This is a genomic window from Muricauda sp. SCSIO 64092, from assembly GCF_023016285.1.
Lineage (GTDB): Bacteria > Bacteroidota > Bacteroidia > Flavobacteriales > Flavobacteriaceae > Croceivirga.
Genome location: NZ_CP095413.1, coordinates 5,674,310 through 5,689,803, shown reverse-complemented (window position 1 = coordinate 5,689,803; position 15,494 = coordinate 5,674,310). Strand labels below are relative to the sequence as shown.

Here is a 15,494-nt window from a genome sequence, read left to right as displayed (position 1 = left end):
TAAAAAAAAAATCATTTACCCGTTGAAAATGTACTTTTTTTTTCGCATGTTTCAATCGCGGTTACCAAGCCTATAAATATATACTTTTTCGCGAAACAAAATGAATTTAAATCACTTTTCTTTCCGCGTCCGCTATGCGGAAACGGATCAAATGGGTGTGGTATACCATGGCAATTATGTTGACTATCTGGAAATTGGACGCACGGAGTGGCTACGTAAACTCGGGTTAACTTATAAGGAAATGGAAGAGGATGGAATTATCCTTCCCGTAATACACCTACAAATCGATTACAAAAAATCTGCTAAGTACGATGACCTTCTTACAATTGAAACCATATTGGTAAACAGACCTATGGTAAAGATCACCTTCGATTATAAAATCCGCAATGAAAGTGGGGAGTTATTGGCAGAAGCCTCTACGGTTTTGGCATTTATGGATAAACACACCTTAAAACCCATGAAATGTCCAAAATACATTTTAGACAAATTGGATTAAAGTATCGCAATATTTAAATGCCGGATTTTTTCCAATCCCTGTCGTACTTTTTCCGTCTCGCTCTTGGGCACTGCAATTTTAAGGAGACATTGAATTTCCATCTTCTGTGAAATAATTTGGACCTTACACCTTTTTAACGTACGCATCACCTCATTCATCCGGTCGTACTGGAATTGCAGTTCTAAAATGGTTTGGATCAATCGTTCCTCGATGACTGCGGTTTCCAAAGCCATTTGGGATGCTGTTCTATAGGCATTGATCAATCCACTTACCCCTAGTTTGGCACCTCCAAACACACGAACGACCACCAGAAGAATATTGGTCACTTCAAAGGATTGGATCTGTCCATAAATGGGCATTCCAGCCGAATTTTTAGGTTCCCCGTCATCATTGGCCCGATAGTGCGGGTTTCCAATGCCCATTTGCCAGGCATAACAAAAGTGGTTTGCCGAAGGGTACTGTTTTTTCAGGGATTCCAAGATAGGTTTTACCTCTTCTAGCGTTTCCAATGGAAAGGCCTGACCATAGAACTTGCTCTTCCGATCTTTGAAAAGTACTACTGTTGATGGTTGGGCAATGGTTTTATAGCTATCGGATGGGGAATACATCAAAACAAAGCTACCAAAACAATACTGATTACTGCAAGACCTACCCCAAGCCAGTTTTTTGAGGTCAAAATCTCTTTGAACAGGATAATACCGAGCAAGGTAGTGAACAATACAATGGCGACATTGTTAATGGTAAATATGGAGGCACTGTTCAAACTGTCATGGTTGAGGGCCCTTAGCAAAAAGAAGATGGAAAAATAATTGGGGATTCCCAGACAAATCCCGCCCAATACACTTTTAAAACGAAAGTTTGCAGCGGTTCCTGTGCCCTTTATCCCAAGAAAAACAAAACCGGAAAGGGCGGCAGCTCCAAAAACCGTAGAAGAAAAAATAGGATAGTCACTGTCCATTAAATACCCTTCTTGAATAAATTTGATGCTGGTATCAATACATCCGGAACCGAGAAATACCAATACGGGCAACCACAAATGGTTCCTCTCCATCTTTAGGCCACTTTCCCTACTGGAGGCTAGATAAACCGCAGCAAGCGCCAGGATAATTCCCATAATCTGAAGAATGGACAGTTTATCCCTATAATGCATGACGGCGAACAACACAGGAACCACCAAAGACATTTTTGTAGCCACGGAAGTAACGCCCACCCCATTAATTTGGGAAGATTTGGCCATAATGTTGAACACCAAAAGGAAAAATACCCCAAGCAGTACGGTGCCCAAAAACCAAGGTTTGGACATAAGCTGTGGCAGGCTGATGGTTAAAGGATTGAATACCAATCCACAGATACTGGCCACGACATAGTTGGTAATTATGGCCGATAAGGTATGGACCTTATAGACCGAAAACAATTTGAAGACTACAAAGATGAGACTGGAGCAAAGTACGCTCAAGGCCAAATCTATCATTGGAGATGGGCCTTTAGTTCGGTAATATCCTCTTTGCCCACGATCAGATTCCAGGTCTTGATGCCCAAACGGGAAGCCGCATCCGTATTCTCTTTGGTATCGTCCACAAAAAGGGTTTCCTCGGAAATAAGTCCATTCCCATCCAGAACTTGTTGAAATATAGCTAAGTCAGGTTTACGTTTTCCCATTTCGTACGAAAGGTAGAAAACTTCAAAAGAATTTTTAAAACGTTGGAATTTCCCAATTCCCATGGTCTCTTTCACGTAATCTATATGAATTTCATTGGTATTACTAAGTAGAAAAAGACGGTAGTGTCCTTCCTTGGCGAGGGATTCCACATATTCCAGGCGTTCATCGGGAAAATCCAAAAGAATGGCATTCCAGGCATCAATGAGGTTCTGTCTGCTCGCTTTTGGAAAAAGATGTCCGGTATGATTTAAGAAGTCATCGGAACTGACCAATCCCATTTCATAGTTCTTGAAGAGGGTATCCAATTCCGGTGTGATTTCAGCAAAACCATATCTGGTCATTTCAAGTGCTGTCGCAGGTTTGTCCAGATTAATAAAGATGTCCCCAAAATCAAGGATAATGTTTTTAATCATACTTTAAAAGGGTTAAGGAGTCGCCCAACAGAGAGGCGATGGATTGTATTTTTCCGGATATCTTTGGTGCCCGAATCCCGGAGGTCAGGGTTGCCTGTCCTTTAAATATCCGTGCTTCGTCCCATAAATTGGACTCTATAAAGGTCTCAAGTGTTTTAGCACCTCCTTCTATAAGGACCGAGGCAATATGATGCTGATAGAGAACCTTGCAAACTTGATGGGCCAGTTCCTTTTCAAAATCCATCACTTCAAATATCAAACCGCCGGAATTCGATTGCGTATCAACTTCAGTAAGCACAATGGTTTTGACGGTACCGTCCAACACATTGTATTCTTTTGGAATCTTTAAGGACCGGTCCAAAACTATTCGGGTCGGATTTTTGCCTTTCCAGTGGCGTACGTCCAATTTTGGATTGTCCGCAAGTGCGGTTTGGGTTCCTACCAAAATGGCCTGCTCCCTGCTTCGCCATTGATGGACCAATTGCCTGGAGTAGGTGTTGGTAATCCAAAAGGGTTTTGGGGATGCTGTTCTTTTATCTGGGGTGGGAGCAATAAAACCATCCCAACTTTGTGCCCACTTTAAGATAATAAATGGCCTCTTTTTTTCATGATAGGTCAAAAACCTTTTGTGATGTGCCCTACAGGCTTCCTCGAGTATCCCAACTTCCACCGAAACCCCTGCAGCCTTAAGCTTTTCAACTCCTTTGCCCGCTACCTTGGTATGTGGGTCTTTTAGTCCAATAACTACTTTTGGAATTTGATGGCGAATGATCAAATCACTGCATGGTGGGGTATTTCCAAAATGGGAACAGGGTTCCAGGGTAACATATAGGACGGATTCCGGCAACAATGCCTTATCCGTTACGGAATTTATGGCATTGACTTCTGCGTGGGCCCCGCCATAAGCACTGGTGAAACCTTCTCCAATAATGATGTCATTGTGCACAATACAACATCCTACCATTGGATTTGGAGCTGCGGAGCCGAACGCATTCTTGCCCAATTCAATGGCCCTGAGCATATATTTATGCCTTATCTTCACGCAATAAAAATACCATTTAAATTAGCAAACAAGTATTGTGCGGATTCGAAAAATAGCACTGAAGGACAATTCACAAGTGGCCCATTTAATACGATCCACCTTGGAGGAAATGGGCGTTCCAAAGGTTGGGACCGCTTATGGGGATAAAGCATTGGACCGTATGTTCCAGACCTATCAAAGACCATTGTCAGTGTTCTACGTAGCTGAAAATGGTGAAGAAATAATAGGATGTGGGGGGATAGCCCCATTGGACAATTATGATGGCAATATTTGCGAGCTCCAAAAAATGTACGTTTCAAAAAAAGCCAGGGGAAAAGGTATTGCCACCCAACTACTTGAGGCCTGTTTGGCGTCGGCCAGGGAATTTGGTTTTGAAGCTTGCTATTTGGAAACCATGCCCTACATGAATGCCGCGCAGGGCCTATACCAAAAAAAGGGATTTACCTATCTTAAGGAAGCCCTGGGAGATACGGGCCACCATGCCTGTACGGTTCGAATGCTAAATACGTTCTAAAAATGCTCCTCAAGGAAATAAAGACCCTATTCCATAAGGAACTGGATGATATCTATCCCAAAACAGAAGTGGATAGCTTCTTTTCACTATTTCTGGAGCATTATCTGAAATTGGAACGCTTTATTTTGGCCTTGCAACCAGAATATGTCCTTAGCAAAAGTGAGGAGCAACCTTTTTTTGAGGGGCTCGCCCGTCTTAAGTTGGAAGAACCTGTACAGTACATTTTGGGAAAGGCTTATTTCAGGGATATTGAATTAAGGGTAAACAAGCATGTGCTGATACCAAGGCCGGAAACTGAGGAACTTGTGGAGTGGGTCATCGGGGAATTGAAAACCCAAAATTCGGAATTCAATATCCTGGACATCGGAACGGGAAGTGGCTGTATAGCCATTAGCCTGTCAAAAGCATTTCCAAATGCCCAGGTTTTTGCCATGGACATTTCCAAAGGAGCCCTGGAAGTAGCAAGGCAAAATGCAAGGACCAATCAGGTTGATATCCATTTTATGGAAGCCGATATCCTGAATCCTGAACTGACCTTGGACCACAAATTTGAAATCATCGTTTCCAATCCCCCCTATGTTAGGGAATTGGAGAAGGTGGAAATGCGGGACAATGTCACAAAATATGAACCCCATAGGGCATTGTTTGTTTCAGATAAAGATCCGTTGCTATTTTATAGGGCCATTGTCCAATTTGCCAAAAAACAGCTTAAACCGAGGGGTGGATTGTTTTTGGAAATCAATCAATACCTGTCATCGGAAAGTAAAAAACTAATGTTGGAAAATGATTTTGGGCAAGTGGAATTACGAAAGGATATTTTTGGTAATTTCCGAATGTTAAAAGTAGTTGGGCCATAGACAATCAAAACTTGGAAACTTGAAAAGTGTTGCGGTTTTTTGTGGGAGCAGTCCCGGGAAGGATGAGGAAATTATAGCGAATGCTTACAAAACAGGAGCCTATTTTGCCCAAAAAGGGATGACCTTGGTATATGGTGGGGGCAAAGTTGGTTTAATGGGACTTGTGGCCAAAGGAGCCCTGGACAACAACGGAAAAGTAATTGGGGTCATTCCACATTTCCTTAAACAAAAAGAAATTCATCATACCGGACTATCGGAATTAATTTTAGTGGATACCATGCATGAACGCAAGTTGAGGATGAACCAACTTTCGGACGGGGTAATCATGTTACCTGGCGGTTTTGGGACCTTTGAGGAGTTTTTTGAGATGTTGACATGGGGGCAATTGGGATTGCACCAAAAACCCATGGGAATACTGAACACCAATGGCTTTTATGATGACCTTATTCGAATGTTTGACAAAATGGTAGCCAATCGTTTTTTAAGGGATACGCATAGAAAAATGGTTCTGGTCGATGAATCCCTAGAGGACCTGGCTACCCAAATGGAGCAATATACCTCCCGAGGTGTTCCAAAATGGATGGAACAGGGCCAAACGTAAACCAAACCGGACTTTTATAATAATGCAGATAAAAAATAAAATAAAGGCTTTACGGGAAGAACTCCGGGAGCACAACTACAACTATTACATCCTTGATAATCCTACCATTACGGATTATGAATTTGACATGAAACTTGAAGAACTCCAAAAATTGGAGGTGGAGCATCCGGAGTTTTATGATGCCACATCACCCACTTTAAGGGTCGGTGGTGCGATTACAAAGAATTTTGAAACGGTGGCCCATGAATACCGAATGTACTCCCTGGACAATTCTTATAACAGGGAAGATTTACAGGATTGGGAAAAGCGCATCCAACGAATTTTGGGTGACGTTCAGGTGGTGTATACCTGTGAATTGAAATACGATGGGGCTTCCATTAGTCTTACCTATGAAGAAGGTAAATTGGTTAGGGCGATTACACGTGGTGATGGTTTTCAAGGGGACAACGTGACGGCCAATGTAAAGACCATAAAATCGGTTCCATTGCAACTAAAGGGGGATTATCCCCCCAAGTTTGACATTCGTGGGGAGATCATCTTGACCTTGGAAGGCTTTGCAAAAATGAATCAAGAACGCATTGCCAATGGGGAGGAACCGTATATGAACCCGAGAAACACGGCTTCGGGCAGTTTAAAATTACAGGACAGTACCTTGGTGGCCCAACGACCATTGGATTGTTTATTGTACAGTATTGTTGGGCCCAACTTGAATTTGGAGACCCAATTTGATATGTTGGAAAAAGCACGTTCCTGGGGATTTAAGGTCCCTAAGGTGGCCGCCCTTTGCAGATCTACCGATGAGGTACTTCGGTTTGTAGAGCATTGGGATGGGAATCGACATGATTTGCCCTATGAAACGGATGGGGTAGTGGTAAAGGTCAATAGTCTACGACACCAGGATGAACTGGGACACACGGCCAAGGCCCCTCGATGGGCCATGGCCTATAAATTCAAGGCGGAACAGGCCGCAACGGTTTTGAATGAAATCACGTATCAAGTGGGGCGAACGGGAGCCATTACTCCCGTAGCCAATTTACAACCAGTGCTATTGGCCGGGACTACGGTAAAACGGGCCTCTTTACATAATGCCGATCAAATTGCGAAACTGGATATTCGGGAAAGGGATACCGTTTTTGTGGAAAAAGGGGGGGAAATCATTCCCAAAATCATTGCGGTGGATTTTACCAAAAGGCCACTGGATTCCCGACCTACAAAATATATCACCCATTGCCCTGAGTGCCAAACGGAGTTGATTCGAAAAGAGGGTGAGGCGCAGCACTTTTGCCCAAATGATACCGGTTGCCCTCCGCAGATTACGGGACGCATCCAGCATTTTATCTCCAGAAAGGCCATGGACATTGAAGGTCTGGGCGGAGAAACCGTAGAATTGTTGTTCAAAGAAGGATTGGTTGCGAATTATGCGGATTTATATGCCTTGACCAAGGAACAGATCACTCCCTTGGAACGTATGGCCGAAAAATCGGCGGAGAACCTAATAAATGGGGTGGAGGCTTCCAAGGAAATTCCTTTTGAACGGGTTTTGTTTGCCCTGGGTATCCGTTATGTGGGGGAAACCGTGGCCAAGAAATTGGCGAAGGCCTATAGGAGCATTGATGCCTTGATCGCGGCCAGTGTAGATGAACTGGTAGCGGTTGATGAAATTGGGGAACGTATTGCGGAAAGTGTGGTTCAATTCTTCAGCAACACGGAAAACCTTACCATTGTAGATCGATTGAAGTCCTATGGACTCCAGTTTTCATTGTCGGAGGAGCAATTGCAAGGGCAGTCCGAAATTCTAAAAGGGAAGAGCTTTGTGGTTTCCGGAGTGTTTGAAACTTTGGAACGGAACGCGCTTAAAAAACTGATTGAGGACAATGGAGGCAAGGTTTCGTCATCCATTTCATCAAAAACCACTTTTTTGGTCGCTGGGGACAAGATGGGCCCCAGTAAACGGACCAAGGCAGAAAACCTTGGAGTGCCCATTATTTCGGAACAGGAGTTTTTGGCAATGGTTTAATCCTTACAGTTTTCACAGTAGGTTTGTTTTAAATATCGATTATCCAATAATTGAAAAGTTACACCACCCTCCCTTGCTGAATCGAACAATTTGCAAAATCGTTCTTTATCAATATTAATGGCGTTCAGCATTATTTTTCTATAATCTGTTTTTTCTACGATTTTATCTTTTATAATGGTAAGATTTAAATAGTAAAATAAAAGCCTTTTGTCAACATCGATTTTTGTCACTTGGTTTTCGATAAGGTCAATTGCTGTTTCATTATCATAATAATAAGTGACATATTGTGCCAAGCTTAAATAATCCGAATAGCTCAGTGGAAAGTTTTTATATGTATTTAAAATAAAGGCGACAGATTGATCTTTTTCATCATATTTTTTCTCCTTCATTAGTAATAAGGATTTGGTAATATGGTAATTGACCATCATTCTGTTTACCAAACTTTTGCTGATTCCAAGTTCTTTGAGAGCGGCTATTTTTTTTAACAAATCCTCATTTTCCGGAATGGATTGGAATGCGTGATTAATGCGGAGTTTCAAGGAAATTAGGTTGTAAGCTACCTTTTTATTGTCTGGGGCCCATTTATTGATTTCTTGAAATTCATAGTATGCGGAAAGAAGATTTGTCCTATCTATTTCAAACCGAAAGGCTGAGTTGGAGTTGAAAAAATCAACAAACTTCTTTTGTTGGGGAATAACCATTTTATACAGTAGGTCAGGATTTCCCTCCTTTTTCTTCAGTTTTTGAAAAAGGGAGTTCTGAAGCATGGTTGCCCTTTCCAATTCTTCCTTCTCAATAGCCGTATTGAACTGGTTTACAAGTTCTTCACTGCTGAAGTTTTCATAAAAATCAATCTTGTCCAAATATAAAGTTATTAGGGCTTTTCTGTGTTTCTTTAGATACTTTTCCAGCTTTAAGGCCAAGTCGCCCGTTATGCGCTTTTTTATTTCTTTTTTGGAAAGGGATTTTAAGAAGCCATATTCGGTACCCTCTATATCCGAAAGAAACTCTACCCAATTTTCTGCGGTAGACACTTCGTTTTCTATTGTTGGCTTTTGATAGGACTGGAGAGCGTCGATAATACTATTGGACCTCTTTTGTTGCAACACCCTGTTTCTCTCCGTGCTCCCCTCAATAGAGGAGTAGGCTTTTATTTCGATTTTCTTGATATTATAGTCCGTCAATCTCAGTGAATCGTATAGTGGTTTGATATCTTTTGGAGAAAAGGAGGCTTTGTTTTTTGGGAATGGAATATTAAAATCCAATCTCTTGTATTTTGTTTCATAAGCCCCCACGGTTTTATCGGAACTGGAATTTTCATTGTACGAAATAGAGTCTAGATACATCCCCATATCCAATAAATCATAGTTGTAAGACTCTAAATTATAGGTAGTTTGATATCTACATAATAGTCTATTTTGCAAAAACAGAATATTGTATTCCAGCTTTTTATTGAAGTATTTTGCCGGAAGTTTTCCAAGGTAAACCCGATAAAAACCCTGATTTGTGGTTTCGATATTCTTTTTAAGGGTATTCCCATAGACCGGTTTTAGTAATTCCCCTTTTATTTGGGAAGTGATGCCTTGTCGATCACATTCAAATTGATTCTTGGTTACAATATCTATAGCCATACCATCATATGGATTTTTAAATAGACTTTTGAACCATTCCTTATCATTGAACTGAAAAAAAAGATTGTTTTTGTTATCCATCCTCACTCCAAATGAAACTTCTTTGGCACGATAACTAAAAATCGTTTCTATTCTACCACAAAAACGTTTATAATCATTGGTACCATAACTGGCAGTTTTAATGCCAAAACTATTTTGACCGATTAAATGGGTTGTTACTAACAGGAAAAATGCTAAGAGGTATCTCATTTCCTATTTATATGTAGTTATCCATTCGCTTACGCGGTGTTTCGCATTTTCCCGGATGTTACCATAATAAAAATTGATGTCCGCAATATGGTAGTTCTTTCGTCTTACCAAAAAGCTCCAGGGAAATCGGGGTTTATTGGCCCACAGAATCCCATTGTGTATTTGGGCATCGACCCTTTTGGGCAAAATTTTGTCAAAATTCCGAAGAACCGCCCCTTTGTTCTGGTTTTTGGACACATAGGTAGTGTCCATTGTCCAATTTAAGGGATTGGTCACCAAAATACTATCCCCCAATGGGCGATTTTCAGGAAGGTAATCCCGTTTAAAGGTGCGCCATGAAATACTACAGTTCAAATCATTGGCACTTTCACAGGGCCGTATCGATTTGAAATAGGTTTTTGGAACGGGCAATCCTATAAGGTAGGCGGCAACCAATTTCCCTTCCAGGCTCGTACCATCAATAAATTCACGAATTAAAGGTCCGGCATGTGTGGTGCCCTGACTGTGTGAAGCAATGATAAAAGGACGTCCGTGATTGTAATACCTCAGGTAATGCTCAAAAGCATTTCTCACATCGGCATAGGCCAGGGCAAAGGCTTTTTTTGCAGATACCGTATCCGTGGTGGAATAACTTCTCAAGTGGGCTTGTCGGTATCTTGGCGCAAAAATTCGGCCTGCAGCATTAAAAGCACTGGCTTGGAACAAAATGGTACCCTCATCCACCCTTTTGTTCAGTTCCAGGTCATCAATACTGGGATTCCATGGTAATTTGTCATCTTTTTCGGAATAGATGGTCGGATGGATAAAAAAAACATCGGCTTTCAAATTGTTCTTGGCCAAAAATTCCGTTCCAGGAATTTTATCGGCATTGTCCTTTTTGTCGGGATGTGCCGCCCAATAGTCCAAATTATTATAATCAACCGGTGTTATGGGGCGATTATCATCAAAAGGGAGCTGGGCCATCACAGTTATGGATGAAAGAAAAAGTCCCAGGGAAAGGACTACCATTTTTAGGTTCTGTATCATTCAAGCTAAAATAGAAAAATGAAAGCGAGACCGCATAGTGTTGAACGGAAAGATGTATTGCGATGTTGATCGTTGACTATGATTTTTCGTTTTCAAATTTAGCCCAATCCTTACGTTTTTTGATCATGATATAATATCCAATACCCATGACCACAAATATGGCCAATCCCACAAGATTAAAGAACAGCGGTACTATTTCCTTGTCCTTAATGAGCATTGGCGGTATTCGCGTCAGTATCTCGGCCAAAAAAGCACCATAAAGTCCAATGACCGACCAGTACATAAAATTATAATGCAAGGAAATATAGGTTTTGGGTTTTCTCCTAAGAATGGGGATCATTCCGGCAATCAAGGTAAGGGAGCTTATGATGGCAAATACATGAAAAATCCCAAAGCCGCCAAAAAGGTTATACATGAAAAAAGAGGTGAATAAAACAACCACCATGCTTCCGGTATAGGCATACCCCATTTGTTTATGGAACCGATTCCCTTTTTTGGCCAGTAGCACCCATGTACCAAATAGTAAGGCCAAAATAGAGGCTATGGTGTGCACCATGCCCGTATTGTCCGTTATAATATGGTCTAAGTTCATACAATTTGATTTTTCGGTTAAAAATAGCTTGGGAAAAATTTTTAACGAAATCCGAAGCTACCGAACTGTTGGTTTTCGATACCGAGTTGTAATTTTGAGGTATGGCATTACCCAAGGATTTTGACGGATTTAAAAGCACATTGCATCAGAACGAACCGCCACAGGGCTGGCCCAATCCCTTAAAATCCCTATGGTTCGATGCCAGGGACGATTGGGAGGCGGCCCATGATTTGGTCGATGGTTTGGAAACACCAATGGCAAATTGGGTACATGCCTATTTACACCGAAAAGAAGGGGATGAATGGAATGCGGAATATTGGTATCGCCAAGCTGGACGACCTTTTCCTGAAATTAATTCAACCTTGGAATTTAGAGGGTTGGTCGATTATTTGTTACAGGGTTAAGTTAAGCAAAAGGATTTCCAAAGTAGGTTAATGCCCATAGTGCTAAAAGGAACACACTGGTAACCGCTTGGATGCCCGCCAGTGTTCTTACCCATCCTTTCCCATAATACCTATAATCTGTGAAGTGTAATCTTAAAAGCCAGTTGCCAATGTTCAAATCTTTCCAACCAATATTAAAGGCCGATAAAATGCTAAAATATAACGACGTAAATATTTTTTTAAAAAAACCTCCCGTCACTTTAGTATGGGTTGTTTCATCCTTTACTTCATTGTATTCGGCTCTCCAGATTCCAGAGTCTTTATCCACAAATAGGGAGAGCAGATATAAAGGTGTTAAAAGAAAAATTAAGAGCAGCATTATTTTGAAAGGACGCCATGGCTCCATCCCGTACCTACAGGTAAAATCAAATAGGGCAAAGCGAAACCAAGCTTCCATTTTCCAATCTGTAGGCCGACTTTTTTCAATGGCATAAGTTATCTGACGTTCTTGTCTGGTAAGACCTGCATCACTGAAATTCTTTCTCAATTCCATTAGGGCATGGGGGGAATTTTTGTAGGAGAGGGTTGTCAGGTCCTGAGATAATGTCAATTCTGTAAAGTTGGGTACAAACCCTGGAACGCTCTCTAAATTAACGCGGTATAACGAAGAATTGTTCAATCTGGCATCTTTTAATTTTGCATCTTTGAAATCCGCACAATCCAAAATGGACCCACTCAAATCGGCATATTGTAAATCGCAACCCTGAAAACTAAAATCAGTGAAGTCGGAATCTTTTAGGTCTGCCCCCTGCAAGTTGGTATTTCGAAAAATAAGCTCATTTAGGGAATCATTGGAAAAGATCACATTTTTCAGCTCGGCATTTGAAAAAGACACTTCTTTTAGGGTTGTATTCGAAAGATTCAATATGGTATCCAAACTTTTATTAAGCACAGCGTTGTCCATTCTAGTGTTTTTAATACTTGCAAAATCAAAATTGGCTCCTCTTAGATCGGCTCCTGTAAAATCGGCAAGTTCCAGTTGTGCATAGGAAAAGTTGGCATTTCTTAAATCCGCATATCTAAAATTTGCAAAACGTAGCTGGGCACCACTCAGATTTATATTTTTTAAATTGAGCTGGGAGAACACTAACTCATTTTTGGATTTAATACCTGACAAATTTGCATTGGCCAACGATTTTTTTCCTTTGGCATTGATAAAGCTCGCAGAGTATCCTTCCCTTATCCTTCTTTTTGAGCTAAGAATATTTCTGAGATTGTTTAAACGGAGTGTATCGCCATTTTTTAAAAATCCATTCCAACTTATCTGGTTTTTTATTTTTGATGCATATGAAACATCAATGGAACCGTCCAAGTGACAGGTAAATACAATATTGTCATTTAAGGGCCCTACATTTAGCCCTGTCTGATACAAACTACTATTGTTTGCCAGATATCTTTTAACGGTCTTTTTTCTAGGGTGGTTAAAAAAGCCATTTGAGGCAAAAACAACATGATCGGGATTGATGGTTTCTATAAATTCTTTGGAACTGGATAAGGAACTTCCTCCATGAGGTGCTATTAAGATATTGGAACGTAGGATGTTTCCATTTTTCTTTGTGTATTGAACCAATTTATTCTCAATAAACCTTTCGTCCTTTTGATTTGATCTTGAGGATTTGAATGCCCGGATGTCTCCTGGAAACAGAATTTTTATCTTCCCTATTTCTATAAATAATACGATTGAGGATTCGTTGACCTTCAAGGATTCGCCATCACCGGCCGGTGAAGTTTCTGCGGAAAGGAGATAGATGTTTAAATCCTTTATGGAATCCAATTTAATACCTTCCATACGGCCACTTTCCAAGATGGGTGTATAGGTCCTTCTAATTGGACGAAGGATTTTAGTGGAAGACGAGCTAACTGTTTTTAAGAACCTGTGATACGGACTTCTAGGGTTTTGAAGCATTTCATTGGTATAGCCGGGATCCCAATACTCGTCAACGATATAATTTTGAAAAACTTTCTTGAGACCCTTGAACTGATCTGAATGCGCATGACTCATTATGACCAATTCAATGTTACCATTGATAATATTGGATGTGGACAGATAATCATACAATTCGTTCCCCCTCGAATCAAATTTTCCACCGCCTCCAAAGATAATTTCCAAATCATCATAATCGATTATGGCTGCCAGCCCTCCATCCGTGTCCACCACGTGCAATTGAAAACTGGGATCATTATGTTGGCCATTTGACCAGTGAATAGTATTAACGGCAAGAAATAGGGCCAGGATGGCGTATTTAGGCAACAGCTTCATTTTAGTTAAAACAACATTGTTTTTCCTTATGGTTTTCTATTTTTTTATGATGTTGTTGGATGTTACGTTATGATTTTCGTCAATAGTATAGGAATAGGCTTCGTTTAACCCCTTTTTTCCCGAATGCGTAAAAACCAAAAGCCTTTTCCCATCGGTACGGATATGGATAATGCCAAAATTTGTTCTCTCAAAACCGAAGAACATGCCTGGGGGATCTACATTTCTTTTCGGAACACCACTGAACAGTTTCCTAAGCTCATCCGATGTATAAGTCTCTTGCGTACTCTCTTTGAAGAATTTTGCCAGACTATCCCTGGTATAGCATTCTTTGCGATATCTGAAAAAGGCCGCTAATTCGGTACTGAAGATTATGGACATATCTGTCCGACTTGAATTACCCAGGGCGGCCATTAGTGTAGCCCTGGGATGAATGTGCTCCTTACCGGCGTGTTCATCTCCTGACGAAACAATGGAAACTATGGGTGCTGCTTTTTTTAATGCTTGCACTGCAAAATCATGGGATCCATGATGTGGGGCTTTAAAGACCTCACAAGCGAGTTTTGATGTATCAATCTTTTTGGTCATAATATCCAGGGCTTCTTTATTTAGGTCACCTGTAAATAAAACCCTTACATTCCCAAAGCTTAGGCGAAAGGCTATAGAGTGGCCATTAATTGTATGTGAGGCAGAAATCTGGTGGGAACCCTCATCATCGGATTCCAAATGTATCATGCTTCCATCGGGATGTTTATGCAAAAAAGGCAGGGCCGGTCTTAGTGCGCCATTTACCTCAATATTGTCCGTGAAAGGGCCTAACAACTCCATATTGATATCCTCTTCTTCCAAAAAGTCGAACAGGTCATGTTCATCCATGCCATGGGCAATTCTTTTAAAACCTACTGGCTTACCGGATTTTTGTTCCCAGTGGTCAACGGCCTTGTGCCATCTTTTGAAAGGTGTATTGGTATCTTGATCTTTTGCATTTCTAGTGTCCTCATATAGGTCCACGGCATATAGTTTTCCATTTTTGTGCGCAGTTGTGCCAAACCTTTCCTTGGCTGGAACGGATTTTCCATTCACTTTGCTCGGTTTTTTGACCAAACCATTATGAAAAATCCTTTTGGGATGGATGAACAACCTTTTACGGGCAGTTTTATTCTTTTCTGATTTCACAATCTCATTTAATCCATCAAAATGGTCCGCATCTCCATGGGTGATAATAATGGCCTCTACGTCCATTCGGTTCGAGTCCGTAGTTTTTTTGTGCTGATATCTTGCGGCTGCATGCCTGGCAAAAAGCTTATTGTCTCCGCCATCCACAAAAACTACTTTTCCTTTAGGGGACTCAATTATCATCCCATCCCCTTGTTGTACATCAACCATGGAAATTTTGAGTACTCCGGATTCCGCCAGATCCAACTTCCCCCTTACAAATTTCGTGGAGTCATCATAGCTGTCTAAACACCTTAGTTTGGTCCACCCCCTTTTAAATTCCAGAATTTCCACTTTATCGCCAAATGCAAGATTCATTTTTTTATTGGAAGACTTTTTTGCTTCGGCATACGTCTTAACGAAATCTTCTTGAATGAAACCTATATTGCCCATACTGTATCTTTTTAGATTTTGGTTATTCACGTTCTGGACCAAATACGCATTTGCACAATTGTTTTAAATTCTGTCCAAATGGTATGAT

The 15,494-nt window shown here is 40.9% G+C and carries 15 protein-coding genes; 6 read left to right on the top strand and 9 right to left on the bottom strand.

Annotated elements, in window-relative coordinates:
* The first annotated feature begins 100 nt into the window (after positions 1-100).
* Positions 101-496 carry an acyl-CoA thioesterase gene (locus L0P88_RS23900; RefSeq protein ID WP_247132602.1) on the top strand — a complete coding sequence of 132 codons (396 nt, stop codon included), beginning with the start codon at positions 101-103 and terminating at the stop codon, positions 494-496.
* Here the strand turns inward: L0P88_RS23900 and L0P88_RS23895 are convergent.
* The 4 genes from L0P88_RS23895 to ribD are packed head-to-tail and all read right to left on the bottom strand — an operon-like array spanning position 493 to position 3,611.
* Positions 493-1,104, bottom strand: coding sequence for an IMPACT family protein (locus tag L0P88_RS23895; RefSeq protein WP_247132601.1), 612 nt, complete (start codon positions 1,102-1,104; stop codon positions 493-495). The two genes, L0P88_RS23900 and L0P88_RS23895, sit on opposite strands and share 4 nt — an antisense overlap.
* The gene (locus tag L0P88_RS23890) at positions 1,104-1,967 is read right to left on the bottom strand and encodes a DMT family transporter (protein ID WP_247132600.1); all 864 of its coding nucleotides are present in this window, start codon (positions 1,965-1,967) and stop codon (positions 1,104-1,106) included. The genes L0P88_RS23895 and L0P88_RS23890 overlap by 1 nt, the downstream gene beginning before the upstream one ends.
* A complete protein-coding gene (locus L0P88_RS23885; RefSeq protein WP_247132599.1) occupies positions 1,964-2,569 on the bottom strand; it encodes an HAD-IA family hydrolase in 606 nt (201 codons plus the stop codon). Before L0P88_RS23885 ends, L0P88_RS23890 begins: the two co-directional genes overlap by 4 nt.
* The gene (ribD, locus tag L0P88_RS23880; RefSeq protein WP_247132598.1) at positions 2,562-3,611 is read right to left on the bottom strand and encodes a bifunctional diaminohydroxyphosphoribosylaminopyrimidine deaminase/5-amino-6-(5-phosphoribosylamino)uracil reductase RibD; all 1,050 of its coding nucleotides are present in this window, start codon (positions 3,609-3,611) and stop codon (positions 2,562-2,564) included. Before ribD ends, L0P88_RS23885 begins: the two co-directional genes overlap by 8 nt.
* Before the next feature lie 37 nt (positions 3,612-3,648).
* Between ribD and L0P88_RS23875 the strand changes: the two genes are divergently transcribed.
* Genes L0P88_RS23875 through ligA form a run of 4 tightly spaced genes read left to right on the top strand, consistent with a single transcriptional unit; the run spans position 3,649 to position 7,600 of the window.
* Positions 3,649-4,125, top strand: a complete 477-nt coding sequence (locus L0P88_RS23875) for a GNAT family N-acetyltransferase (RefSeq protein ID WP_247132597.1) — start codon at positions 3,649-3,651, stop codon at positions 4,123-4,125.
* A 2-nt stretch (positions 4,126-4,127) separates the two neighbouring features.
* Positions 4,128-4,982: a peptide chain release factor N(5)-glutamine methyltransferase gene (prmC, locus tag L0P88_RS23870; protein ID WP_247132596.1), complete on the top strand. Its 855-nt coding sequence runs from the start codon at positions 4,128-4,130 to the stop codon at positions 4,980-4,982.
* Between the two features lie 19 nt (positions 4,983-5,001).
* Positions 5,002-5,583, top strand: a complete 582-nt coding sequence (locus tag L0P88_RS23865; protein ID WP_247132595.1) for a TIGR00730 family Rossman fold protein — start codon at positions 5,002-5,004, stop codon at positions 5,581-5,583.
* Positions 5,584-5,605: 22 nt separating this feature from the next.
* Positions 5,606-7,600, top strand: a complete 1,995-nt coding sequence (gene ligA, locus L0P88_RS23860) for an NAD-dependent DNA ligase LigA (RefSeq protein WP_247132594.1) — start codon at positions 5,606-5,608, stop codon at positions 7,598-7,600.
* Here the strand turns inward: ligA and L0P88_RS23855 are convergent.
* The 3 genes from L0P88_RS23855 to L0P88_RS23845 all read right to left on the bottom strand — a co-directional run bounded on the left by L0P88_RS23855 (position 7,597) and on the right by L0P88_RS23845 (position 11,098).
* Positions 7,597-9,480: a hypothetical protein gene (locus L0P88_RS23855; RefSeq protein ID WP_247132593.1), complete on the bottom strand. Its 1,884-nt coding sequence runs from the start codon at positions 9,478-9,480 to the stop codon at positions 7,597-7,599. The genes ligA and L0P88_RS23855 overlap by 4 nt on opposite strands.
* Positions 9,481-9,483: 3 nt before the next feature.
* On the bottom strand, positions 9,484-10,506 hold the full coding sequence (locus L0P88_RS23850; protein ID WP_247132592.1) for a DUF3089 domain-containing protein: 1,023 nt from the start codon (positions 10,504-10,506) through the stop codon (positions 9,484-9,486).
* Positions 10,507-10,582: 76 nt separating this feature from the next.
* A complete protein-coding gene (locus tag L0P88_RS23845) occupies positions 10,583-11,098 on the bottom strand; it encodes a DUF2306 domain-containing protein (protein ID WP_247132591.1) in 516 nt (171 codons plus the stop codon).
* Positions 11,099-11,199: 101 nt separating this feature from the next.
* Between L0P88_RS23845 and L0P88_RS23840 the strand changes: the two genes are divergently transcribed.
* Positions 11,200-11,502, top strand: coding sequence for a hypothetical protein (locus L0P88_RS23840; protein ID WP_247132590.1), 303 nt, complete (start codon positions 11,200-11,202; stop codon positions 11,500-11,502).
* 1 nt (position 11,503) lies between these two features.
* Here the strand turns inward: L0P88_RS23840 and L0P88_RS23835 are convergent, their stop codons facing one another.
* Both L0P88_RS23835 and L0P88_RS23830 read right to left on the bottom strand, forming a co-directional pair.
* Positions 11,504-13,801, bottom strand: a complete 2,298-nt coding sequence (locus L0P88_RS23835) for a pentapeptide repeat-containing protein (RefSeq protein ID WP_247132589.1) — start codon at positions 13,799-13,801, stop codon at positions 11,504-11,506.
* Between the two features lie 36 nt (positions 13,802-13,837).
* Complete coding sequence (locus L0P88_RS23830) at positions 13,838-15,406, bottom strand: ComEC/Rec2 family competence protein (RefSeq protein WP_247132588.1); 1,569 nt, start codon at positions 15,404-15,406, stop codon at positions 13,838-13,840.
* Positions 15,407-15,494: the final 88 nt, after the last annotated feature.